Below are 24633 nucleotides of genomic sequence, written 5' to 3' on the forward strand. Positions count from 1 at the left end.
ACGGATGACTTCACTGGCCATGGCCATCGCGGGCACGGCCGGGGTGTTCCCCGCCGACGTGCTGGCCGAGGGGTGGCGGGTGGAAACCGGGGTCACTACCCGGGCGATCGCGAGCGATAACATCAATTTCTCGCCCACCGCACCGTCGTCCGACACGCTGCTCGAACTCAATCCGACGGTGCGCGTAACGCGCAGAAGCCCGCGGCTGACGCTCGATGCCGCCTACACCCCGCGCTATCTGTATTACACGCAGGACACCTACGATTCGCGCCTGTCCCAGGATTTCAACGGCAGCGGCCGTTTCGAGGTGATCGATGACTTCATGTTCCTCGATGCCCGGGCAGTATCGGCGCAACGCAACCAGTCGGTATTCAACGCGGTACCGACCGATGCCACGCTGGCGGCGAACCAGCTGTCGCGCACCCGCACCTACTCGTTCACGCCGTCCTTCATGGGGACGGTGAGGCTGGGCGATGTGGCGACCTGGCGCTCCAACTACAACATGCTGCGCAGCGAGACGTCGGGGCTCGCCGCAAACACGCTGACCAGCGAAACCTTCAATGGCTCGCTGGCCAGCTATCCGGCGCGCCTGGGCTGGAAAGTGGACGTGATGTCCAACCGCACCGAGTCGGATCGCAGCGCTTCGGTCGACCGCAAGAGCATCGTCGGGTCGCTGATCTACCGCCCGGACGCGACCGCCGACTTCACCGTGCGTTACGGCTACGAAGACACCAACTTCTCCAGCCAGCGCAGCGGGTCGACTTATGGTCTGGGCATGGGCTGGAATCCGTCGGAACGCACGACTTTCCGTGCCGACTACGACCAGCGTCCCTATGCGCGGACCAACAACGTCAATCTGACGCACCGTCTGCCGCGCACGTCCTTTACCGCCTCGTACTCGCGCAATCTGACCAATCGTGCCGAGCAGCTTCTGTCGCCGACCGGCACCACCGATCTGGTGCAGACGCTGTCGCTGATCGAGCCGTTCGCGAGCGAGCCTGATCCGGTGCTGCGGCAGCAGATGATCGAAGCCTATCTGCGCGCCAACGGTCTGTCCCGCTACGTCGTGGGCCTCAGCCCCATCCTGTCCGACCGTCAGTACCTGCAGACCCGCTGGCAGCTGTCCGCCACCCGCACCGGTCCGCGCAACACGCTTTCGCTCAGCGTGTTCCAGACCGAGAGCGATGGCGGCATCGGTGCGATCGGACCGGCGGTCGGCGACGACTTCGCCGCCTCCCGCGTGATCCGCCAGCGCGGCTGGACCGCGACCTACTCGCACCGGATGGGGTCGGTGTCCTCGCTCAGTCTGTCCTTCACCAGCTCGAAGTCGGACGGCCGCACCCAGACCCTGTCGTCGGACCGCGATGTGCTGAATACCACGTGGTCGACGCAATTCAGTCCGCGCACCACCGGTTCTATTGGACTGCGCATGACGCGTGCCACAGTCACCGCCGGGGATGTGGACGAGAATGCAGTGATCGCGACGCTCTCGACAATGTTCAACTGATTCCGGCCGGTTGCGTCTCCGGCCGGGGATGTCGCCAACCACGCCTGCGCCCCAATGTACGAGTCGTTCTACGGTCTTTCCGGCAAGCCTTTCCAGCTCAATCCCGATCCGTCCTTCTTCTTCGGCAGCAAGGGCCATCGCCGCGCGCTGGCCTATCTCGAGTACGGCCTGCATCAGAGCGAAGGCTTCATTGTCATCACCGGCGAGATCGGTGCCGGCAAGACCACGCTGGTGCGCAGTCTTCTGCAGAAGCTCGATGCAAAGAAGGTGGTGGCCGCCCAGCTGGTCAGCACCCACCTCGATGCCGAGGACACGCTGCGGCTGGTGGCAGCGGCTTTCGGTCTGCCCAACAAGCAGCTGAAGAAGGCCGACCTGCTGCTGTCGATCGAAATGTTCCTGCTGTCGCTGACCGCGGCTGGCAAGCGTGCGCTGCTCATCGTCGATGAGGCGCAGAACCTGACGCCGCGCGCGGTCGAGGAACTGCGCATGCTGTCCAACTTTCAGCTCGGCGAGCACGCGCTGCTGCAGAGCTTCCTGGTCGGGCAGCCTGAATTCCGGGAAACCATGCAGAGCCCGCACATGGAGCAGCTGCGGCAGCGGGTGATCGCGTCCTACCACCTCGGCCCGATGGACGCCGCGGAAACCGAGGCCTATATCGAGCACCGGCTCAAGCACGTAGGCTGGCGCGGTAAGCCCTCGTTCGAAACCGGCGCCCACGAAGCCATCTTCAAGGCCACAGACGGTGTGCCGCGACGCATCAACACGCTGTGCGACCGCCTGCTTCTGGCCGGCTTCCTGAGTGGCGCGACCGCCTTTACGGCACAGGACGTGGCCGGCGTGGTGAGCGAAATCCGTGACGAGGCCGGCGAGGCCGCGGCGGCCGCCGCGGCCGCCAAGCGCCCGGACGGACCGATGCCGGGGGGCGCCGGCGCTGCGGCCTTCAATGGCAGCGGCCTGTTTGCAGCACCGCCGCTGTTCGATATGGATCTGTCGCAGTTCAAGCTGGATTCGGATTCGGCGCAACGGGTGCGCGATTACGTGAATGCCCATCAGGCCGGCAATCTGGAAGAGCGTCTGGCGCGCATGGAACGCACGCTGGAACAGACCATGGCGCTGCTGTACGAAATCGCCGAACGGTCCACCGAACCTTCGGGCAGGGATCAGGAATGAGTGACAAGCGCGTGACGGCGCCGGTGCTGTGCGTGGTCGGCGCCCGCCCCAACTACATGAAGATGGCGCCCATCCTGCGCGCCTTCGACCAGCATGTACCCGCGATCCCGTGGGTGCTGGTGCATACCGGCCAGCACTACGATCACGCGATGAACGAGCGTCTGTTCAGCGGCCTGCGCCTGCCGACGCCGCACCACAATCTCGAGGTCGGTTCGGGCACGCATGCGGTGCAGACCGCCGAAATCATGAAGCGCTTCGAGCCACTGGTCGATGAGCTCGGGCCGTCGTGCGTGCTGGTGGTCGGCGACGTCAATTCCACGCTGGCCTGCGCGCTGGTCGCGGTCAAGAAGCACATCCCGGTGGTGCATGTCGAAGCCGGTCTGCGCAGCGGTGACCGCGCGATGCCGGAAGAGATCAACCGCATCCTGGTCGACCGCATTTCCGACCGTCTCTACACCACCGAGCGCAGCGCGCTCGACAATCTGGTGGGTGAGGGCGTCGCGCAGGACTGGGTGCATTTCGCTGGCAACGTCATGATCGATTCGCTGCTGTCCAGCCAGCCGCTGGCGGTGCCGCCGGCGAAAACGCTGGCCGAGCATGGCATCGCTCCGGCGCTGATCGCCGACGGCCGTTACGGTGTGGTGACGCTGCACCGGCCGAGCAATGTGGATGACCCCGAACAGCTGAAACGTCTGGCCGCCATGCTGACCCGGGCGGCCGAACGGCTGCCGCTGGTTTTTGCCATCCATCCGCGCACCCGCGGCAATCTGGAAAAGTTCGGACTGGGCGCGCTGCTGGACAACCCGCGCATCGCGCTGCTGCCGCCGCTGGGCTATCTGGAAATGCTGGGGCTGATGAGCGCCGCCACCGTCATGATCACCGACTCCGGCGGCCTGCAGGAGGAGACCACGGCACTGTCGGTACCCTGCCTGACGCTGCGCGAGAACACCGAGCGGCCGATCACGGTGGAACAGGGCACCAACACCGTCATCGGCATCGACGACGCACTGTTCGCGCGCAGTCTGGACGACATCCTGGCCACCGGCGGCAAGCGCGGTCGCGTACCCGAGTACTGGGACGGCCACGCCGCCGAGCGCATCGCGGCCGACCTGAACAACTGGCTGCTGCAACGGAGTGCTTGACATGAACGCCCCGGCCGACATCCGCAACGCCTTCACCGTAGACGTCGAGGACTATTTCCAGGTGTCCGCGCTGGCGCCCTACATCGACCGCAGCCGCTGGGATGCGATCGAGTGCCGGGTCGAGCGTAATGTTGACCGCATCCTCGGTCTGCTGGCCGACAGCGGCAACCGCGCCACCTTCTTCACGCTGGGCTGGATCGCCGAGCGCCACCCGGACATGGTGCGCCGCATCGCCGCTGCCGGCCACGAAATTGCCAGCCACGGCACCGCCCATCTGCGCGCCACCGACCAGACGCCGGCCGAATTTCTGGACGACATCACGCGGGCGAAGAAGGTGCTGGAAGACATCACCGGTGTCGAGGTGCGCGGCTACCGCGCGCCCAGCTTCTCGATCGGTCATACCAATCCTTGGGCGCTGGACTGCGTCGCGCAGGCCGGCTATCGCTACAGCTCGAGCATCTATCCGGTCAAGCACGACCATTACGGCATGCCGGACGCGCCGCGCTTTCCGTTCGCCTCGCGCGACGGGCTGATGGAAGTGCCGGTCACCACCGTCCGCGTCGGCAGCCGCAATCTGCCGGCCGGCGGCGGCGGCTACTTCCGGCTGCTGCCGTATGCCACCTCGCGCTGGCTGCTGAGCCAAGTGAACAAGCGCGATCGCAAGCCGGCGATGTTCTACTGCCACCCGTGGGAAATCGACGCCGACCAGCCGCGCGTGCCCGGTGTGGACCCGAAGTCGCGCTTCCGTCACTACATCAACCTGCATCGTACCGAGGGCCGGCTGGCGCGCCTGATGCGCGATTTCCGCTGGGGCCGGATGGACGAGGTGTTTCCGGAGATCGCCCGTGCGGCCTGAGGCGGAATTCGTGACCGCGGTCACCGTGCGTGCCGCCACCGACGCTGACCGCGCCAGCTGGAACGCCTTCGTCGACAGCTGCCCGCCGGCGACCTTCTTCCATCTGTTCGAGTGGCGCGACCTGATGCGCGATGTGTTCCACCATCGCACGCACTACCTGCTGGCCGAGCGGGGCGGCCGCATCTGCGGCGTGCTGCCGCTGGCCGAAGTGAAGAGCCGGCTGTTCGGCCACTCGCTGGTGTCGCTGCCGTTCGCGGTCTATGCCGGTGTCGCCACGGAGGACGAGGCGGCCGCGCAGGCGCTTGAAGCCGAGGCGCAGCGCATCGCGCAGTCGCTGGGCGTCGCCCACCTCGAGTTCCGCAACGTCGCGGCCCGCCATGCCGACTGGCCGACCGAAGACTTGTACGTCACCTTCCGCAAGGTGCTGTCGCCGGACGTCGAAGAGAACATGAAAGCCATTCCGCGCAAACAGCGCGCGATGGTGCGCAAGGGCATCGGCAACGGCCTGAAGGCGACCTTCGATGCCGACAACGCGCGCTTCTTCGAACTGTATTCCGACAACGTGCACCGCCACGGCACGCCAGCCCTGTCGCGTCGCTACTTCGACGCGCTGCGTGCCACCTTCGGCGAGCGCTGTTCGGTCATGACGGTCGAAGGCCCCGACGGCGCGCTGCTCAGCACCGTCATGAGCTTCTATTTCCGCGACGAAATCCTGCCCTATTACGCCGGCGATGCGGTCGCTGCCCGCGACCTCGCAGCGAACGACTTCAAGTACTGGGAGTTGATGCGTCACGCCTGCGAACGCGGCATCCGCGTGTTCGACTACGGCCGCAGCAAGCAGGGCACCGGCTCCTACTCGTTCAAGAAGAACTGGGGTTTCGAGCCGGCGCCGCTGCACTACGAGTACTGCCTGTACAAGCGCGAGAGCCTGCCGCGCAACAACCCGTCGAATCCGAAATACAAGCTCATGATCGAAACCTGGCGCCGCATGCCGCGCGCGCTCGCCAACACGATCGGGCCTTTCATCGTCCGCAACCTGGGCTGAGCGCGTGGAGCCGCTGCTCTTCCTCGCTCATCGCCTGCCTTTCCCGCCCAACAAGGGCGACAAGATCCGCTCCTATCACCTGCTGAAGCATCTGGCGCGTACGCATGCGCTGCACGTCGGCACCTTCGTCGACGACGCGGCCGACCTGCCTCACGTGCCGACGCTGGCGGCACAGTGCGCGCAGCTGCACACCGAGGTGATTGCGCCGCGCAGCCGCAAGCTGTGGTCGCTCCGGGCGCTGGCCACCGGCGAGGCGCTCAGCGTGGCCTACTATCGTTCGGCGGCGATGCAGCGCTGGGTGGACGACACCATCGCCCGTCACCGGATCACGCGCGCGGTCGTGTTCTGTTCGACCATGGCGCAGTATCTCGACCGCCATCCGCAGGTACGCCGCGTGGTCGATCTGGTCGATGTCGATTCGGCCAAGTGGTCGGAGTACGCGCCGCGCCATCGCTGGCCGATGTCCTGGCTGTACCGGCGCGAGGCGCGCACGCTGCTCGATTTCGAGACGCGTGCCGTCGCCGCGGCGGATGCCGCCTATCTGGTGACGCCGGCCGAAGTGGCCCTGTTCGATGCGCTGGCACCGGCCCAGAAGGGCCGGGTCAGCGCGGTGCCCAATGGCGTGGATACCGCCTTCTTCGATCCGTCGCACGCCGGCGTTTCGCCTTACGGGGCCGAGGTGCGACCGGTGGTGTTCACCGGCGCGATGGATTACTGGCCCAATGTCGACGCCGCCTGCTGGTTCGCCCATGAGGTGATGCCGCGGATACGCGCAGTCGAACCGGCCGCCCGCTTCTACGTGGTCGGCATGAATCCGGCCCCGGCGGTCCGCGAGCTGGAAAAGCTCGGCTGGGTCACGGTGACCGGCCGGGTGGATGACGTGCGGCCCTGGGTCGCGCATGCCGCCTGTGCAGTGGCGCCGCTGCGGGTGGCGCGCGGCATCCAGAACAAGGTGCTTGAAGCGATGGCGATGGCGCGGCCGGTCGTGGTGTGGGACACGCTGGCGGCCAGCCTCGATGCGACCCCCGGCCGGGACTTCTTTACCGCAGGCGACGCCGAAGGCTATGCCCGCGAGGTGCTGCGCCTGTTCGACCGTGCGATCGGCGACGAAGCCGGCCGCGCGGCGCGCGTGCGCATCGAACAGACCTATCGCTGGGATGCCGCGCTGGCCGGCATTGATGCCTGGCTGGGCACGCCGGTGAAACCGACGACAGAACGTGGAACGACCGACGATGTACACCCCGACCTCCTCCATGCCCGTGGCTGAGCAGAGACCGGACGCCGCCTGGCGCGTCGCCGGTGCCACCTTCCTGCTGCTGTTCGCGCTGCTGCTGTGTCTCTACCTCGACACCGCGGCGTCCATGGCGCAGATCTGGTGGCGTTCCGAAACCTTCGCCCACGGCCTCATCGTGCCGCCGATTTTCCTGTGGCTGGTGTGGCGCAAGCGCGGCGCGCTGGCGGCGCACGTGCCAAGACCCAGCGCACTCGGGCTGGTCGGGCTCACGCTGTCGTTCGCCGCGTGGACCGTGGCCGACATGGCCGGTGTGCAGGTGGTACGCCAGCTCGCCTTCGTCGCGGCGATTCCGTCGCTGGTCGTGGCGGTGCTGGGCTGGCGCATCGCGTGGGTGATCGCCTATCCGCTGGCCTTCCTCTTCCTCGGCGTGCCGATGGGCGAGAACCTGATGCTGCCGCTGATGAACTACACCGCCGACTTCACCGTGGCCTCGCTGCAGTTGCTGGGTTTTCCGGTCTATCGCGAAGGCACCTTCTTCGAACTGCCTTCCGGCAGCTGGTCGGTGATCGAGGCCTGCAGCGGGTTGCGCTACCTGATCGCGTCGTTGACGGTGGGCGCGCTCTACGCCTATCTGAGCTATCGCTCGATCTGGCGACGGGCCGCCTTTATTGTCGCTTCGGTCGCGGTACCGGTGGTCGCCAACGGATTCCGCGCGCTGATGATCGTGCTGCTCGCGCACTACTCGGACATGAAGCTGGCCACCGGCGTCGATCACATCATCTACGGCTGGGTGTTCTTCGGCATCATCATGCTGCTGCTGTTCTGGGTCGGTTCGTTCTGGCAGGAGAGCGAAGCACCGGACGCCCCGCCGGCAGCGGGTGCCGGAAGCCTGCGTACGCTTTCGCTGCCGCGCCTGCTGGTCACCGCGCTGCTGGCGTCTGGCCTGTTCGGGCTGCCGTTGATGTACGCCCGTCATCTGGCGCAGCAGCCGCTGCCGGAACCGCCTGCGATGGCGCTGCCGGCCACGCTGGAGGGCGGCTGGCAGCGGGACGGGCGCGTGACGCTGACAGACTGGCGGCCGACCTTCCAGAATCCGGACCGGCAGAGCACGCTGCAGTACCGGCGCGGCGACGAGGTGGTGGTGGTGCACCTGGCCTGGTACGGGCGCCAGCGGCAGGACGCGGAACTGATCAATTCCCGCAATTTCATGATCGAACAGGAGCACGAGGTGTGGTCCAACGTCGGCGAGCAGGTGGTCGACATGGCGCAGCACCCGGTGCGCGAAACGCGTCTGCGTTCGTCCGCGCTGCGCCTGCTCATTCACGACTGGTTCGTGGTGGGTCGCGTCCCCACCGTCAGCACCGTCCGCGCGAAGCTGCTGTTTGCGCGCTCACAGCTGCTCGAAGGCGAGGACAGCGGCTATGCGGTGGTGCTGTGGACGCCGCAGCAGGGCGAGGACCCGGCGGCGCGCGCCCGTCTTCAGGCATTCGCGAACGGACTCGATGCCCCGCTCCGGCAGGCCATGCAGCCATGAAGAGGGTGGTGCATGTGATCCACCATTTCGGCACCGGTGGCATCGAGAACGGCATGGTGAACCTGTTCAACAATTTTCCGCAGGGCGAGTTCGACCATCACGTCGTCTGCCTGCAGGGGCATTCGCATTTCGTCGAGCGCATCCGTCCGGGCCGGGTCACCTTTCACGACGTGAAGAAGCGTCCGGGCAAGGATCCGGCCCACTATTTCCGTCTCTGGCGCATGTTGCGCACGCTGCGACCGGACGTGCTGCACACGCGCAACCTGTCGGCGCTGGAGGCGGTGATCATCGGCTGGCTGGCGGGCGTGCCGGCGCGCGTACACGGCGAGCACGGTCGCGACGTGTTCGATCTCGACGGCAGCAACAGCCGCTACAACCGGCTGCGCAGGCTGGTGAAGCCTTTCGTCCATCGTTACCTGACGGTCAGCCGTGACCTGCAGAGCTGGCTGTCCGCCACGGTCGGCGTCGAACCGGCGCGCATCCGCCAGATCTACAACGGCGTGGACAAGCAGCGCTTCCACCCGCGCACCGATGCCCGGCGCGCACTGCTGCCGGCGGGTTTCGGCGGCGACCATTTCGTGGTCGGCAGCGTGGGACGCATGGTGGGCGTGAAGGACTATCCGACGCTGGTGCGCGCCTTCATCGATGCGGCCCGCCAGCCCGGGTGCGAAGACCTGCGTCTTGTAATCGTCGGTGACGGCGGCAGTCGCGCCGAGTGCCAGCGTCTGCTGGACGAAGCCGGGGTCGCCGATCGCGCCTGGCTGGCCGGCGAGCGCAAGGACATCCCCGACCTGATGCGCTGCTTCGACCTGTTCGTGCTGCCTTCGCTGGGCGAGGGCATTTCCAACACCATCCTCGAAGCGATGGCATGCGGACTGCCGGTGGTGGCCACCGCGGTCGGCGGTACGCCGGAGCTGGTAGAAGACGGTGTGAACGGCCGTCTGTTCACGCCGGGCGACGTGGCGGCGCTGTCGTCGCATGTGCAGCAGTACGCATCCGATGCCGCATTGCGGAACCGTCACGGTAGTGCTTCACGGCAGAAAATCGAGGCGTCCTTTAGCATAGAAGCCATGGTCGCAGCCTATCGCGACACCTATCTTGACATGACCGTGCGGCGCTGACGCCCGCGCGGTGTCACCACCGGCAGCTTCTTTACTGACAGGGCTTTCCGCATGTGCGGTTTCGTTGGCATTTTCGACACGCGCAGCCGGCGTGATGTGGGGCGGGATGTACTGCACCGGATGAACGAGGCGCAGCACCATCGCGGTCCGGACGAAGGCGACCTGCATCTGGAGCCCGGGGTCGGTCTGGGCCACCGCCGGCTGTCCATCATCGACGTCGCGAGCGGGCAGCAGCCGCTGGCCAACGAGGACGGCTCGGTCGTCGTCGTGTTCAACGGCGAGATCTACAACTTCCAGTCGCTGATTCCGGAACTGACCGCGCTGGGTCACACCTTCCGTACGCGCAGCGACACCGAAGTGATCGTGCACGCCTGGGAACAGTGGGGCGAGGCCTGCGTCGAGCGTTTCCGCGGCATGTTCGCGTTCGCGCTGTTCGACCGCAATCAGGACGTGCTTTTCCTCGCGCGCGACCGCCTCGGGGTGAAGCCGCTGTTCTATGCGTTGCTGCCCGACGGCCAGCTCATTTTCGGTTCGGAGCTGAAGGCGCTGACCGCGCATGGCGGCCTCAACCTGGACATGGACCCGCTGGCGGTCGAAGAGTACTTCGCGCTCGGTTATGTCGCCGATCCGCGCACCATCTACCGTCAGGCCTTCAAGCTGGAGCCGGCGCACAGCCTGCGCATCCGTCGCGGCGAAACGCCGCCGGCGCCGCGCCGCTACTGGGATGTGGACTTCGGTCACGTCGAACAGATCGACGCGGTACAGGCGGAAGAAGAACTGATACGCCGGCTGCGCGAGTCGGTCGGCCTGCGAATGATTTCGGAAGTGCCTCTGGGCGCCTTCCTGTCCGGCGGCGTCGATTCGTCGGCGGTGGTGGCGATGATGGCGCAGTCGTCCGACACGCCGGTCAACACCTGTGCCATCGCCTTCGATGATCCGGCCTTCGACGAATCGAAGTTCGCGCAGCAGGTGGCCGATCGCTACCACACCAATCACCGGGTCGAAATGGTCGCTTCGGACGACTTCGACCTGATCGACACGCTGGCCTGGCTGTACGACGAGCCCTATGCCGACAGTTCGGCGCTGCCCACCTACCGCGTGTGCCAGCTGGCGCGCAAGCACGTGACCGTGGCGCTGTCCGGCGACGGCGGAGACGAAAGCTTCGGCGGCTACCGTCGCTACCGCATGCACCTGATGGAAGAGCGCCTGCGCGCGCGTCTGCCGCTGGGTGTGCGCAAGCCGCTGTTCGGCACGCTGGGCCAGATCTACCCGAAGGCCGACTGGGCGCCGCGCGTGTTCCGTGCCAAGAGCACCTTCGAATCGCTGGCGCGCTCGTCGGTCGAAGCCTATTTCCATTCGGTGTCCATCCTGCGCGATCCGATGCGCGCGCAGCTGTTCAGCCCGAAGATGAAGTCGGCGCTCGGCGGCTATAACGCGGTCGAGGTGTTCCACCGCCACGCGGCACGCCATACCTCGGACGAGCCGCTGTCGCTGGTGCAGTATCTCGATCTGAACACCTATCTGGTCGGCGACATCAACACCAAGGTCGACCGCGCCAGCATGGCGCACTCTCTGGAAGTGCGCGAACCGCTGATGGACCACCCGCTGGTCGAGTGGCTGGCCACGCTGCCGGCTTCGCTGAAGATACGTGGGCAGGAAGGCAAGTACCTGCTGAAGAAATCGCTGGAACCGCACCTGCCGCACGACATCATGTACCGGCCGAAGATGGGCTTCGCGGTGCCGCTGGCACGCTGGTTCCGCGGTCCGCTGAAACAGCGGGTGCGCGATGCGGTGCTGGGCAGCCGGCTGGCGGATACCGGCTGGTTCAACCGTCCCTATCTCGAACATCTGGTCGACGCGCACCAGAGCGGCCGGCGCGACTACAGCGCTTCGCTGTGGACGCTGCTCATGTTCGATGCCTTCCTGCGCAACAGCACCGCTGCCTCCGCACAGGGCGACGGCCGGAAGTGCGCATGACCGCGGTCACCACAGGACGATCCAAGGCTTTCCTGCGCTCCATCCACATCTTCCGCGCGCTGGCCATCGTGCTCATCGTCGGCGCGCACGTGCAGCCGGTGGTCGACTGGCCCGACTCGCTGACCAAGCGTCTGGTCCTGGGCTTCACGAACGAGTCCTCGACCTACTTCATGTTCATTTCGGGCTTCCTGTTCCATCACCTTTCCGGTCGCTTCGCCTACGGCGACTATCTCGCGACCAAGTTCCGGAATGTGGTGCTGCCCTACATCCTGCTGTCGCTGCCGGCGATCGTGATGTTCGTGTTCGTCACGCAGCGGCCCGGCCTGTGGCCCGGCTTCTACGACATGCCGCAGTGGGAGCAGGTGCTGGCCTTCATCGTGACCGGCAAGCATCTGGCGCCGATGTGGTTCATTCCGATGATGGTGCTGTTCTACCTGAGCGCACCGCTGTTCGTCTGGATAGACCGCCGGCAGCCGGTGCTCTATCTGGCCATCATTCCGCTGCTGGTTTACGCCACCACCACTGGCAGAGGCGGCCATTACGGCCCGCTGAACATGTATGTGTACTTCCTGCCGGTCTATCTGCTGGGCATGTGGGTGTCGCGCAACTTCGCCCAGGTCATGGCGTGGGCGCGCAGGTGGGCATGGCCGCTGGGCGGCGCGGTGCTCGCGCTGTACATCATGTACGTGCTGAAGGTTCAGGCCGGCTTCACCCTGCAGACCGTACTCAAACCGCTGTCCATTCCGCTCATCCTGCTCGCCTTCGACCGGTGGAGCACGCGCGTGCCGCCGCGGATCGATTACCTGGCCGACATCAGTTTCGGCATCTATTTCGTGCATGCCTATTTCATCGCGGCGTCCAAGCTGGCGATTTCGTCGATCACGACGCATGCCCCGACGTCTGCCAACGAAGTCCTGCTGCCCGGAGGTTTACCGATGTTCCTGCTCGTGATGTGCGTGGTCATGCTGTTCTCGGCCGTTTCGATCCGCCTTGCCCAGGGCATGTTCGGCCGTCGCAGCCGCATGCTGGTCGGAGCCTGATCCATGCGCATCCTGCACGTGCTGGACCACTCCATTCCGCTGCACAGCGGCTACACCTTCCGTACCGCGGCCATCCTGCGCGAGCAGCGCAAGCTGGGCTGGGACACCCATCACGTGACCAGCGTCAAGCACACCGCGCCGGGCCCGCTGGTCGAGGAGGTGGATGGCCTCACCTTCCACCGCACGCCGTGGACGCCGGGCACGATAGACCGCGTGCCGCTGCTGCGCGAGCGGGCGCAGATGCGCGCGCTCGAGAAGCGTCTGCTCGAGGTCGCCAGCGACATCAAGCCGGACGTGATCCATGCGCACTCTCCGGTGCTCAACGCCTTTCCGGCGCTGCTGGTCGCTCGCCGCCTCGACATTCCGGTCGTCTATGAAATCCGCGCCTTCTGGGAGGACGCCGCAGTCGATCACGGCACCACCACCGAAGGCAGCCTGCGCTACCGGGCGACGCGCGCGATGGAAACGCGGGCCGTGTTCACGGTCGATGCGGTCACCACCATCTGCGAAGGGCTGCGTCGCGATCTGGTGGAGCGTGGCGTGCCGGAATCCAAGATCACCGTCATCCCGAATGCGGTGGACATCGACAACTTCGCCTATCGCGTTCCGGCGGACGAGGCGCTGCGCGCCGAGCTGGGGCTGAGCGGGAAGAGGGTGCTCGGTTTCATCGGCTCCTTCTATGCCTACGAAGGGCTGGACCTGCTGCTGCGCGCGCTGCCCGCCATCCTGCAGAAGGCCCCTGACGTGGCCGTGCTGCTGACCGGCGGTGGTCCGCAGGAGCAGAACCTGAAGGCCCTGGTGCAGGAACTGGGTCTGCAGGACCACGTGAAATTCACCGGTCGGGTGCCGCACGCCGAAGTCCAGCGCTATTACAGCCTGGTCGATGTGCTGGTCTATCCGCGTCACTCGATGAGGCTGACCGATCTGGTGACCCCGCTCAAGCCGCTGGAAGCGATGGCCCAGGGCCTGCTGCTGGTGGCGTCCGACGTCGGCGGCCACAAGGAACTGATCCGCGACGGCGAAACCGGCATGCTGTTCCGCGCCGGCGACGCCGACGACCTCGCGCGCAGCGTGCTGCAGCTGATGTCCATGCAATCGCGCTGGTCGCAGATCCGCGAAGCCGGTCGCCGCTTCGTCGAGACCGAACGCAACTGGACGAATTCGGTCGCGCGCTACCGCGGCGTATACGGCTCCCTGCTCGGACAGGCGGCTGCATGAGTCTGGTCGGGGTCCGGCTCGCACTGGTCGGGCCGCTGCCGCCGCCCGCCGGCGGCATGGCCAACCAGACGCGCCAGCTGGCGGACAAGCTCGCCGCCGAAGGCGTGCAGGTCGAACTGGTGCAGACCAATGCGCCCTACCGGCCGGCCTGGCTGGCGTCGGTGCGCGGGCTGCGCGCCGCCGGCCGGCTGCTGCCCTTTCTCTGCGCGCTGTGGCGTGCGGCCGGCCGCAACGACCTGATGCATGTGATGGCCAATTCAGGCTGGTCCTGGCATCTGTTCGCCGCGCCGGCGATCTGGATCGCACATCTGCGCGGCTGTCCGGTCATCGTCAATTACCGCGGCGGCGAAGCGGCCGCTTTTCTTGAACGCCAGGCGGCCGTCGTCCGCTTCACGATGCGCCGGGCTGCGCTGCTGGCGGTGCCGTCCGGTTTCCTGCAGGGCGTGTTCGCCCGCTTCGGCATGCGCGCCGAAGTGCTGCCGAATGCGGTGGATGTCGAGCGCTTCGTGCCGCGCGGCCGGGCCTTTCGCCCGGATGCGCCGCACTTCATCGTCACCCGCAATCTGGAGGCGATCTACGACAACGAAACCGCGCTGCGCGCTTTCGCTCTGGTACGTGCGCGATGTCCGGACGCCCGGCTGACGCTGGCCGGTGAAGGACCCGAACTGGCGCGGCTGCAGGCGCTCGCCGCGGCGCTGGACGTCACGGCCGCGGTGCGCTTTGCCGGACGGCTGGGCCGCGAACAGGTGGCGGCGCTGTACGCGGACGCCGACGTGATGATCAACCCGTCCCGGGTCGACAACACGCCCAATTCGGTACTCGAATCGCTGGCCTGCGGCGTGCCGGTGGTCAGCACCCGTGTCGGAGGCGTGCCCTTCCTGGTCGAGGACGGCCGGACCGCGCTGCTGGTGCCGCCGGCCGACCCCGAAACCATGGCGCAGGCCCTGCTGCATCTGCTCGACCATCCGGACACCGCGGCGACGCTGCGGACCGAAGGTCTCGCCCACGTCGCGCAGTTCGCCTGGACGTCCGTCCGCATCCGCATCGAGAATGCGTACCGCAGCGTGCTCCCGGCCACACCGGCCGGCGGCGCCAGCGGTTAAGCTGGCGCGGTCCGTCCTCAGTAGCCGCCGCGCGCCGCCTGCCAACGTCCCATGGTTTTCGATCGTCTGCAGTCCCTGTTCATCTCATCCATCGTGTTTCCGCTGCAGGAGCGCCTGAAGGGGCATTCCACAGTGGCCGACCGGCGAGCGCTGGAACAGTCGCAGTGGTGGCCACGCGAGCGGCTGGAAGCGCTGCGGGTCGAACGCCTGCGTACGCTGCTCGGCCATGCCGCCACGCATGTTCCGTATTACCGCGACCTGTTCCGCAGCCTGGGCTTCGATCCGCAGTCGGTGCGCGCAGTGTCCGACCTGCAGCGCCTGCCCTTTCTCGACAAGCCGCTGATTCGCGCGAACACCGACGCCCTGAAGGCCGATGATGCGCGCGGTCTGGCGCGTTTCAACACCGGCGGTTCGAGCGGCGTGCCGCTCATCTTCTACATCGGCAACGAGCGCGTGAGTCGCGACGTTGCCGCGAAGTGGCGTGCCACCCGCTGGTGGGGCGTCGATATTGGCGACCCGGAAATCGTGCTCTGGGGCAGTCCGATCGAACTGGGCGCCCAGGACCGCGTGCGCCGGCTGCGCGACGGCCTGATGCGCACCCGGCTGCTGCCCGCTTTCGAAATGTCGGACGCCCGGGTCGATGGCTTCATCCATGAGATGCGCGCCGTGCGGCCTCGCATGCTTTTCGGCTATCCGTCGGCCTTCGCCCATATCGCCACCCGCGCCCGGCGCACCGGCGTGCGGCTGGACGATATCGGCGTGCGTACCGTCTTCGTCACCTCCGAGCGCCTGTACGACCACCAGCGCACGCTGATCGAGGACGTGTTTGGCGCGCCGGTGGCCAATGGCTATGGCGGCCGTGACGCCGGCTTCATCGCTCACCAGTGTCCGCAGGGGTCCATGCACCTGACCGCGGAAGACATCATCGTCGAAATCGTCGATCGCGACGGCCGCGTGCTGCCTGACGGGCAGTCCGGCGAAATCGTGGTGACCCATCTGGCCACCCGCGACTACCCCTTCATCCGCTATCGCACCGGCGACATCGGCACGCTGGCGACCGCATCCTGCGCCTGCGGCCGCGGCCTGCCGGTGCTGCAGGACATCCAGGGCCGCAGCACCGATTTCATCGTGGCGCAGGACGGTACTGTCATGCACGGCCTGGCGCTTATCTACATCCTGCGCGACATGCCAGGTGTCGAGGCGTTCCGGATCGAGCAGCTCACCACCGATCACACCAGGGTGGCGGTGGTGTCCGGACCGGCCTACCCGGCAGACGGTGACCAGCGGGTGCGTGACGGCTTCCGGGCCCGCCTGGGCCAGACCGTGGACATCACGGTCGACCATGTCGATGCCATTCCGGCCGAAGGCTCCGGCAAGTTCCGCTACGTGGTCAGCCGCGTGGCGGCCTGAGGAAGACAGCCAGCATGCGCGACATTCTAGTTTCATCGATCATTTTCACGGTGCTGCCCTTCGTTCTGCGCTTTCCGTGGGTGGGCATCATCCTGTTCACCTGGATCAGTCTGATGAATCCGCACCGGATGGCCTACGGCTTTTCGCTGCGCTTTCCGTTCGCGATGATCGTCGCGCTGACCACCCTGGTGGCGCTGCTGTTCTCGAAGGAAATCAAGAAAATCATCTGGACGCGGGAAACCGTGACCTTGCTGCTGTTCGTGATCTGGATGTGCATCACGACCGCGTTCGCGATGTATCCGGACTACGCGGTGGTTCAGCTCGACAAGGTGCTGAAGATCCAGCTGATGATTTTCGTCGCGCTCATCCTGATGCGCAGCTTCGACCGCATCGAGGCGCTGGTCTGCATGTGTGCCGCCTCGATCGGTTTCTACGGGCTCAAGGGCGGCATCTTCACGATTTCCAAGGGCGGCGTGCACCGGGTGCAGGGGCCGCCGGGCACCTTCATCGAAGGGAATAACGAACTGGGTCTGGCCATGGCGATGACCGTGCCCCTGCTGTTTTTCGTGCGCTCGCGGGTGGCCAATCCGACCCTGAAACTGCTGATGACGACGTGGACGGTGCTGACCGCGTTTGCCGCCATCGGCACCCAGTCGCGCGGTGCGCTGCTGGGCATGTCGGCGATGGCGCTGTTCGTATGGATCAACAGCCGTCGCAAGCTGATGAGCGGCATCATCGTGGTGGTGACCGGCGCCTGCATTGCGGCGCTGATGCCCGAAGCCTGGTACGAGCGCATGGGTACGATCAAGACCCACGACGAGGATGCGTCGGCGCGCGGGCGGGTGAACGCGTGGTGGACCAGTTTCAACATGGCCAAGGACAGGCTGATGGGCGGCGGCTTCGAGTGCTGGCAGTCGCCCACCTTCGCGCTGTACGCGCCGGACCCGGACAACGTGCGCGACGTGCACAGCGTCACGTTCGAGGTGCTGGGCGAGCATGGTTTCATCGGTCTGGCGCTGTTCCTCACGCTCGGCCTGATGACCTGGTTCAGCGCCGGATGGGCCGCGCGGCAGGCGCGCAAGATGCCGGACATCCACTGGGTGGCCGACATGATGCGCATGGTGCAGGTGAGCCTGATCGCCTATGCGGTCGCCGGCCAGTTCCTCGGCATGGCCTACTACGACTACTACTACATGCTGGTGGTGGCGGTGATCGCGACCAGCTGGCTCATCCGCAAGCGCCTGGCCGGCATGTCCGACGAGGAGTGGGCGCGCACCAAGCCTGCAGGCCTGCTGGAGAACGGTCGGCTGGTGATTCCCTGGCTGAAGAAGAAGCGCCCGGCGGGCGCGATGCCGCACGGCTGAGTGCGGCGGGGCGCGGGCCGCGTGCGGCCCGCCGCGAAGGTCAGCGTCCGAGCTGGCTGCAGTGTTCCAGCGTCTTGCGCATCACCGCGTGCCACGAAAACTCCTCGTGCGCGCGGGCTTGGGCGCGCGCCGCGCATTCGGCGCCGAACCGGCTGGCCGGATCGAGCAGGCGGAACAGCGCGTCGGCGATGGCCGGCACCGAATCGCCTTCGCAGCGCAGGCCGGTCACGCCGTCGAGCACGGCCGAACCGGTGCCGCCGGTGTTGCCGGCCAGCGACGCACGGCCGCAGGCAGCCGCTTCGATGTAGACCATGCCGAAACCTTCTGTGTCGGCACCGATGTCACGGTTGGGCATGGCGAACAGATCGCTGGCGGCGTACCACAGCGGCAGATCGTCCGCGCCGACGCCGCCGAGCAGGTGGATGCGCTCGGGCGTGGGTGACGCCGCGCGCAGACCGGCCAGATAGTCGGCGTCCTCGCCCTTGCCGATGACCGCGTGGTGCACGTCCAGTCCGCGCTTGACCAGTTCCGGAATGGCCTGCATCACGTGGTCGAAGCTCTTGCGGCGGGACAGCCGGCCCACCGAAAGCACCAGCTTCGACTGCGGACCCAGACCCAGCGAGGCGCGCAGATGCGAGCCGTCGAGACCGGGGCGGAAGCGCTCGGTATCCACACCCGGGTTGATGATGACGATGCGTTCGGGCAGCACGCCCAGATCAAGCAGCAGGTCGCGGGTGAAGGTGCTGTTGGCGATCACCAGATCGGCACTGCAGTACGCCTCGCGCATGCCCTTGATCCGCCGGGGCTGGCGCCAGGTGGTGATTTCCTCTCCGTGCGCGTAGATGACGACCGGCTTGCGCAGCAGACGGGCCGCACGCACCGCCACCAGACCTTCCGGCAGCACGCGGCCCGCGTGTATCTGCTCGATCGGATGGCGCAGTCCGACCGACAGCGCCTTCAGGAAGAACTCCACATAGACCGGCAGCGATTCCGGCCGTATCCACGGATAGCGCTTCAGGCCGAGCCGGTGCACGGTGTTCGGACTGGCACGGTCGTGTTCCTCGGCACCGGGCACATCGGCGGTCAGGATGTGGGTGCCGGCGCCGCCGAGCCGGCGGTAGACCTCGTCGAACCACACGGCCGTTCCGCCCTTGGTGGGCTGGAACAGCTCGGTGATGACCAGGTAGCGGCGATCACCCGCCGCGGCGAGATGCGTGCTCATGGGTCAGCTTTCCAGACGGGCATCCGGGTGGGCCTGCAGCCACTGTTCCAGCATCATCAGCACCCAGATCATGACCCCGTAGTAAGAGGCGTGTTCGCTGCGATGGCGCTCCAGCAGCTGGCGGACGAAGTCGGGCTGCACCACGCCGCGCTGGACCAGCGCGTCGAGCGAGCCGGTCGCCAGTCTGCCGAGCGTGGCGTCCTGCTGCATCCACAGCCCGAAGGGCAGGCCGAAGCCGTGCTTGGACTTGGTGATGGTGGCCTGCGGCAGGAAGTCCTTCAGTGCATCCTTGAAGAACCAGCGCAGCTGGCCGTCGCGTACCTTGTAGCTGGCCGGCAGCAGGGCCGAAAAATCCATCAGCCGCTCGTCGAGCAGCGGGTACTGCACTTCGATGTCCGCCAGTTCGCACATGCGCGATACCTTGCGCAGGTCGCTGTCGGCCAGGGTCTGCTTCAGATCCAGATGCATCATGCGGTTGACCATGGCGGACGAGCGGGTGCGCCCGTACACCTCGCGTGCGATGGCACGTGGCCGGTCGGTGTCTACGCCCTTCATGATGCGGGGCGTCAGCATGTTGGCCGCACCTTCGCGCTCGACGTGGTTGAACACCTCCATGCGATCGGGCAGCGGAATGTTGGCGCGCTGCACGTAGTTGCGGCCCTTGCGCAGCACGCCCACCGCCAGTGCGTCCGGCAGGTGGCCGAACACGCCGTCGAGCAGCATGCGCAGCGGTGCCGGCAGGCGGCCGTAGCGCTCGAACACTTCCTGGTCCGCATAGCGGGCGTTGCCGCCGAAGATTTCGTCTCCGCCGTCGCCGGCCAGCATCCGGGTGCGTCCGTCAGCGCGGGCCATGCGTGCGCACAGGTAGGTGGGCACCGCCGACGCGTTGCCGAACGGCTCGTCGTAGATGGCGGCCACCTTCGGGATTGCCGCGGCCACATCCGCCGGGGTGACGTAGTACTCGTGAGCGGTGCAGCCGAAATGGTTCGCCGCGATGCGGGCGAATTCCATCTCGTCGAAACCTTCGGCATCGAAGCCGATGGAATAGGTGTGCGGGCGGCTGCCGCCGGTCCGGGCCAGCATGCCGGCCACGGTCGAACTGTCGGTACCGCCGCTCAGGAAGGCGCCGACCTGGCTGCTGCCGGTGGCGTCCCGCACCGATTCCTCGAGCAGGTGACGGAATTCCGCGGCGTAGCGCGGGTAGTCATCCGGGCCGTCGTCGACGTACGGCATGCTCCAGTAGAAGCCGGTCTCCAGCGCGCCCTTGCGCAGATGAACGAACTGCGCCGGCAGCAGCTTGGACACGCCGCGGTAGATGGTGGCGGGCGCCGGCACCATGTGGCAGTACAGATAGTCGTGCAGCGACTGCGGATCGATGTCCGGCCTGACCGCCGGGTGGGCGGTCACCGCGTCGGCGGTGGCACCGAACACCAGGCTGCCGCCACGCTGTGCGAAGCACAGTTCCTCCGCGCCGACACGATCGATGGCCAGCAGCGCTTCGCCGCGTGCGCAGTCGAGCACCGCGAGCGAGAAGCGGCCGTGCAGCGCGGACAGCAGCGCGCTGCCGCGCTCGCGCCAGGCGTGGGCCAGCGACTGGGCAAAACCGGTGTGCGCGGCGCGTGCCGCGAGGTCGGCGTCGCTCCAGCGGGGCTGGCCGGCAAGCGCGATCAGCAGGTCACCGTCCTTGCCCAGCTCGATGTGGCCGGGCAGGCTGCGCACGCCCACCGCGCCGCTCTGGCCGACCCGGGACTGCACGGTGCTGCCGGACAGGCCGCCGAGGCGATGCGCCATCCGTCCGATCACCTGCTCACGCTCGGGCGCCGCTACCGTCGACGCGTTGCCGCCGTCCAGCCATCCGCAGATCTTGTTCATCGTTCATCCTTTTCGATTCGGCGCACCGCATTCACGTCGCGGCGCGCGTCCTTCATTCCGACCAGGCGCCGGTACAGCAGGCTGTAGCCGTCCGCCACCTGCGACAGCGCGTAAGAAGCTTCCACCAGTTGCCGACCGCTTTCCCCCAGCGCGCGTCCGGCCGGCGACAGCGCTTCGCGTACCGCCTGACCGAGCGACACGGCATCGTCCGGCGCATAGGTGTAACCGGTGCGTCCGTGCTGGACCAGATCACGGGTACCGCTGACGTCGGCCGCGACGCAGGGCAGGCCACAGGCCATGGCTTCGAGCACCACATTCGGCAGTCCTTCGCGGTGCGAAGGCAGCACCAGCAGGTCGGCGGCGCGCAGATAGCTTTCCATGCCGCTACTGTGCGGCTTGAGCATGAACAGATGAGGTGCGCGCGCGGCCAGGGCCTGAAGTCGCGAAATCACGGCACCGTCCGGATCCTCGCGGCTCTGCGGACCGACCGCGAGCAGGCGGGCACCGGTGCCGAAACCGTCCTGTTCCACCCACTGACGGGCCAGCCATTCGATGTTCTTCCGGCCGTCCATCACGCCGGCGTACAGCGCCAGCGGCATGTCCGCCGGCAGGCCGAGCGTGCTGCGCAGCGCCTGCCGGCGCGCGTCGTCGGTGGGCGTGAACTGGGCGGTATTCACCCCGTTGGGCAGGTAGTGGATGCGCTCCGCAGGCAGGCCGCAGTCGCTGAACTCACGCATCAGGTCGCGGCTGATTGCCACGTAGGCGTCGACCCGGCTGAGCAGTGCGCGGTGCAGCCGGCCACTCAGACGGCGTCCGATATCGTGCAGATCATCGTTCGACAGGCTGGCCTTGACGATGGACTTGAGCCCGGCCGCCCGCGCCAGCGGACCGACGATGGCATTGGTGTAGTAGGCGCCGTGGCTGTGCAGGATGTCGAAGTCGTGTCGCCGCTTCCAGACGAAGGCGCACAGATTGGCCCACAGACGCAGTTCGCGGTGCTTGCTGCCGCGACCCGCGTACAGCCGCGTCACCGGGAATCCGTCGACCACGTCGCGCTCCGGCAGTGCGTGCCAGCGCACGGTGACGAATTCGACATGATGGCCCAGGTCGCGCAGCTGGCGCGCCAGCACCAGGGCCTGCTGCGCCGCGCCGCTGAATTCGGGCGGGAAGTAGGTCGAGTACATCAGCACGCGCGGCAGCCGCGGCGGCGCCACCTCGGCAGAGGTGCGCGCCGCCGGTGGGCGGGTGCTCGATGCAGGGTGCAGACTCATGCCGGCCGGAGACGGAGGGATGCTTGACGGGCGCTCACTGTAGCCGAGGCGCCGTGTCCGCTGCGCGGGCAGATGCCGCACTGTGATGCCGGCCAAGCCACGCCGACAGGGCTGTCAGCGCCCACACCCTGTGGGTGGCGCGGTCGTCGCCGGCGAGGAAGCGGTCCCGCCAGCGTACGACCTCCGCCCTGTCCAGACCGGCAGCGTCCAGCGCGCCGGTGGCGTCCAGGGCTGACCGGACCAGCGCGGCGTCCTGTCTGCGCAGCAGCGTGGGCAGGTCGATGTTGAAGCCGCGCTTGGGGGCGTCCCACAGCGCTTCCGGTACCTGCCGGGCCAGCAGATCGCGCAGCAGGCGCTTCTCGCGTCCCGGCTGCCAGGCCCAGTCTTCCGGCAGCGCGCGCAGCAGGCCGCTGACCTGAGGTGCGCCGAAAGGATGGTCCACGCGCAGTCCGGTGGCGCGCGCGGCCTGGCGGATGCGGTCGTCCGGCTGGGCTTCGCCCTGCAGCACCGACAGCCGTTTCAGGTGACTGGCGCCGGCCAGGGCGGCGTGCTCGCGGTAGAAGCGGGTGCCGGATAGGTCCGGCCGGCGGCCGGTCAGCCGCGCGATATCGTCGCTGCGGAAGCCCTGCCAGCGGATGTAGAGGTCCTGTACCACATCGAATTCGAACAGCCGGGCATAGCCGCCGACACCGGGCAGCGGTCGCAGGCCGCCGGCCAGTGCGCGTCGCAGCGCGCGCGGCAGACGGGCTGCGTGGTCGTGCGCGATGCGGCGCCAGCGCGCCGGCATGAGTCCGGGCAGCGCTTCCGCACCGGTGCCGTCAAGGGCACGGTCCGACTGCGCGGCGCAGGCTTCGTACAGCAGTCGGGTGGGCATGCCGGCCGGATCGCAGAAGGGCTGTTCGGCCCGCGCATGGACGCGCTCGAAGGCGGCGGCCAGCGCGGCGGTGTCCGGCCGCACCACTTCGTGACGGCAGCCCAGATGCGCAGCGATGCGCGCGGCAGTGGCCGATTCGTCGAGCACCGGGTCGTCGAAACCGGCGGACCAGGCGGTGACCGGAAAACCGGCACCGACTGCCAGTGCGCACAGCAGCGCCGAGTCGATGCCGCCGGACAGGAAAGCTGCCGGCGAGCGGGCATCGACCAGCCGGCGTGCGATCGCGGCCGTCAGCGCGGCTTCGACCGTGTCGCAGGCTTCGGGATAGCGGCCGGGGGCGATGGCCGGAGGCGGCGGCGGCAGCGGCTGTTCCCCCGCTGCGGTCAGGCGCAGTGCCTGCCCGGCTTCCAGTGCATGCACCCGGTCGTAGATCGTGTTGGGGGGCGCGATGTCGAGAAAGCGCAGGAATTCGTCCAGCCCCTGCCGGGAGATCGCCGGTGTGTCCGGCAGACTGCGCAGCAGCGCGTCGAGGTCGGTGGCGAAGCGGATGCAGCCATCGCGCCCGCGCTGCCAGAACAGCGACACCGATCCGGCAGGATCGCGGGCCAGCACCAGCGCGGACGCCGCCACGTCGTGGGCGGCCAGTGCGTAGCGGCCATCGGCCGTCGGCGCGTGCCCGGCGTGCAGCGGGTCGTCCGCCGCCTCGCCCGGAAAGCGTTCGCCGGCGAGCCAGGTCCGGCCTTCGGCGACCCACGCGGCATCCAGCGACAGGGTGTTGCGGGTGGGGTCGAACAGGCCGACCGCCGTGGCGGGTGCGCTCATGGCCGCAGGGACTGCAGCAGGTGGCCGAGCGCCTGCAGCGGGTGGGCCGCCGCTTCCTGACGCGCCAGTCCGCGCAGCGCCCTGCCGCGCAGCGCCGCGATGCGAGCGCGATGAGCCGAGGCCTCCGGCAGGCGAGCCACGCGTTCGAGCACCGCGATGTGCGCGCGCGCCATCGCGTGCGCGTCACGCGACAGATTGGCGCCATGCCGGCGACGCAGCAGCGCAAGCGCGGGGTGCCACAGCACGGTGTGGCGCAGGGCCGCCCGCAGCCACAGGTCCAGGTCTTCGACCAGCGCGAGCGTCGGGTCGAAGCCGTCCAGCGCGAGGAAGGCCTCGCGCCGCATGATGACGCTGCCGGTGGTGATGAAGCCGGCATCGAGCAGTCGCGTCAGCGGATCGATCACCCGCTGCGGATGACCGAAGAAGCCGGCGTCCAGTCTGCCGCTTTCGAACAGCGTCTGCCGGTGCGGCCGCTGCATCCCGTGCCCGTCGTCATCGAACTGCCGGCAGTCGCCGAACACCAGCGCGGCCTCCGGCAGCGATTCCAGCAGGGCCAGCCGGTCGCCCAGGCTGTCGGCAGGCCACAGGTCGTCGGCATCCAGAAAGGCGATGAAGGCGCCGTGGCTGGCATCGACACCGGCGTTGCGCGCCGCCGCCGCGCCCGGCGCCGGGCTGTCGATCACGCGGGCGCCGGCGGCACGGGCGATGGCCGCGGTGTTGTCGCGGCAGCGGTCGGTCACGACCACCACCTCGACCGGCAGATGCACCGGCTGCGCGTGCACGCTGGCGAGCGCGTCGCCTATCCAGCGCGCAGCGTCGTGAGCCGGAATGACGACGCTCAGCATGCCGGC

At 67.6% G+C, this 24633-nt stretch carries 19 protein-coding genes; 14 read left to right on the forward strand and 5 right to left on the reverse strand.

Annotated elements, in window-relative coordinates:
- Positions 1-4: 4 nt before the first annotated feature.
- The 14 genes from METUNV1_RS18325 to METUNV1_RS18390 are packed head-to-tail and all read left to right on the forward strand — an operon-like array spanning position 5 to position 17721.
- Positions 5-1507, forward strand: a complete 1503-nt coding sequence (locus METUNV1_RS18325) for a TIGR03016 family PEP-CTERM system-associated outer membrane protein (RefSeq protein ID WP_008064348.1) — start codon at positions 5-7, stop codon at positions 1505-1507.
- A 54-nt stretch (positions 1508-1561) separates the two neighbouring features.
- The gene (locus METUNV1_RS18330; RefSeq protein ID WP_008064349.1) at positions 1562-2677 is read left to right on the forward strand and encodes an XrtA/PEP-CTERM system-associated ATPase; all 1116 of its coding nucleotides are present in this window, start codon (positions 1562-1564) and stop codon (positions 2675-2677) included.
- A complete protein-coding gene (gene wecB, locus METUNV1_RS18335) occupies positions 2674-3819 on the forward strand; it encodes a non-hydrolyzing UDP-N-acetylglucosamine 2-epimerase (protein ID WP_008064350.1) in 1146 nt (381 codons plus the stop codon). The genes METUNV1_RS18330 and wecB overlap by 4 nt, the downstream gene beginning before the upstream one ends.
- 1 nt (position 3820) lies before the next feature.
- Positions 3821-4675, forward strand: coding sequence for an XrtA system polysaccharide deacetylase (locus METUNV1_RS18340; protein WP_043360317.1), 855 nt, complete (start codon positions 3821-3823; stop codon positions 4673-4675).
- Entirely contained in the window at positions 4665-5720 is a 1056-nt protein-coding gene (locus METUNV1_RS18345; protein WP_008064352.1) for a FemAB family XrtA/PEP-CTERM system-associated protein, read from the forward strand. Before METUNV1_RS18340 ends, METUNV1_RS18345 begins: the two co-directional genes overlap by 11 nt.
- A 4-nt stretch (positions 5721-5724) precedes the next feature.
- On the forward strand, positions 5725-6987 hold the full coding sequence (locus METUNV1_RS18350; RefSeq protein WP_008064353.1) for a TIGR03087 family PEP-CTERM/XrtA system glycosyltransferase: 1263 nt from the start codon (positions 5725-5727) through the stop codon (positions 6985-6987).
- Complete coding sequence (xrtA, locus tag METUNV1_RS18355; RefSeq protein ID WP_043360319.1) at positions 6974-8488, forward strand: exosortase A; 1515 nt, start codon at positions 6974-6976, stop codon at positions 8486-8488. The genes METUNV1_RS18350 and xrtA overlap by 14 nt, the downstream gene beginning before the upstream one ends.
- Positions 8485-9609, forward strand: a complete 1125-nt coding sequence (locus METUNV1_RS18360) for a TIGR03088 family PEP-CTERM/XrtA system glycosyltransferase (protein ID WP_008064355.1) — start codon at positions 8485-8487, stop codon at positions 9607-9609. Before xrtA ends, METUNV1_RS18360 begins: the two co-directional genes overlap by 4 nt.
- A 51-nt stretch (positions 9610-9660) precedes the next feature.
- Positions 9661-11586 carry an XrtA/PEP-CTERM system amidotransferase gene (locus METUNV1_RS18365; RefSeq protein ID WP_043360322.1) on the forward strand — a complete coding sequence of 642 codons (1926 nt, stop codon included), beginning with the start codon at positions 9661-9663 and terminating at the stop codon, positions 11584-11586.
- The gene (locus tag METUNV1_RS18370; protein WP_008064358.1) at positions 11583-12626 is read left to right on the forward strand and encodes an acyltransferase family protein; all 1044 of its coding nucleotides are present in this window, start codon (positions 11583-11585) and stop codon (positions 12624-12626) included. The genes METUNV1_RS18365 and METUNV1_RS18370 overlap by 4 nt, the downstream gene beginning before the upstream one ends.
- Positions 12627-12629: 3 nt before the next feature.
- On the forward strand, positions 12630-13844 hold the full coding sequence (locus METUNV1_RS18375) for a TIGR04063 family PEP-CTERM/XrtA system glycosyltransferase (protein WP_008064359.1): 1215 nt from the start codon (positions 12630-12632) through the stop codon (positions 13842-13844).
- Complete coding sequence (locus METUNV1_RS18380; protein WP_008064360.1) at positions 13841-14947, forward strand: glycosyltransferase family 4 protein; 1107 nt, start codon at positions 13841-13843, stop codon at positions 14945-14947. Before METUNV1_RS18375 ends, METUNV1_RS18380 begins: the two co-directional genes overlap by 4 nt.
- Positions 14948-14998: 51 nt before the next feature.
- The gene (locus tag METUNV1_RS18385; protein ID WP_008064361.1) at positions 14999-16357 is read left to right on the forward strand and encodes a phenylacetate--CoA ligase family protein; all 1359 of its coding nucleotides are present in this window, start codon (positions 14999-15001) and stop codon (positions 16355-16357) included.
- A gap of 14 nt (positions 16358-16371) precedes the next feature.
- Positions 16372-17721: a putative O-glycosylation ligase, exosortase A system-associated gene (locus METUNV1_RS18390; RefSeq protein ID WP_043360325.1), complete on the forward strand. Its 1350-nt coding sequence runs from the start codon at positions 16372-16374 to the stop codon at positions 17719-17721.
- A 40-nt stretch (positions 17722-17761) separates the two neighbouring features.
- On the opposite strand, the gene METUNV1_RS18395 is transcribed toward METUNV1_RS18390, so the two are convergent.
- From METUNV1_RS18395 to METUNV1_RS18415, 5 genes are read right to left on the reverse strand one after another with little or no spacing between them, the layout of a single operon-like run.
- Complete coding sequence (locus METUNV1_RS18395; RefSeq protein ID WP_008064363.1) at positions 17762-18943, reverse strand: glycosyltransferase family 4 protein; 1182 nt, start codon at positions 18941-18943, stop codon at positions 17762-17764.
- Positions 18944-18946: 3 nt separating this feature from the next.
- Entirely contained in the window at positions 18947-20815 is a 1869-nt protein-coding gene (locus METUNV1_RS18400; protein ID WP_008064364.1) for an asparagine synthetase B family protein, read from the reverse strand.
- Positions 20812-22086 carry a glycosyltransferase family 4 protein gene (locus METUNV1_RS18405; protein WP_008064365.1) on the reverse strand — a complete coding sequence of 425 codons (1275 nt, stop codon included), beginning with the start codon at positions 22084-22086 and terminating at the stop codon, positions 20812-20814. Before METUNV1_RS18405 ends, METUNV1_RS18400 begins: the two co-directional genes overlap by 4 nt.
- A 34-nt stretch (positions 22087-22120) precedes the next feature.
- Complete coding sequence (locus METUNV1_RS18410) at positions 22121-23782, reverse strand: asparagine synthetase B family protein (RefSeq protein ID WP_008064366.1); 1662 nt, start codon at positions 23780-23782, stop codon at positions 22121-22123.
- Positions 23779-24627 carry a glycosyltransferase gene (locus METUNV1_RS18415; RefSeq protein WP_008064368.1) on the reverse strand — a complete coding sequence of 283 codons (849 nt, stop codon included), beginning with the start codon at positions 24625-24627 and terminating at the stop codon, positions 23779-23781. The genes METUNV1_RS18410 and METUNV1_RS18415 overlap by 4 nt, the downstream gene beginning before the upstream one ends.
- Positions 24628-24633: the final 6 nt, after the last annotated feature.

This window comes from Methyloversatilis universalis FAM5, from assembly GCF_000214035.2.
In the GTDB taxonomy this organism is placed as follows: domain Bacteria; phylum Pseudomonadota; class Gammaproteobacteria; order Burkholderiales; family Rhodocyclaceae; genus Methyloversatilis; species Methyloversatilis universalis.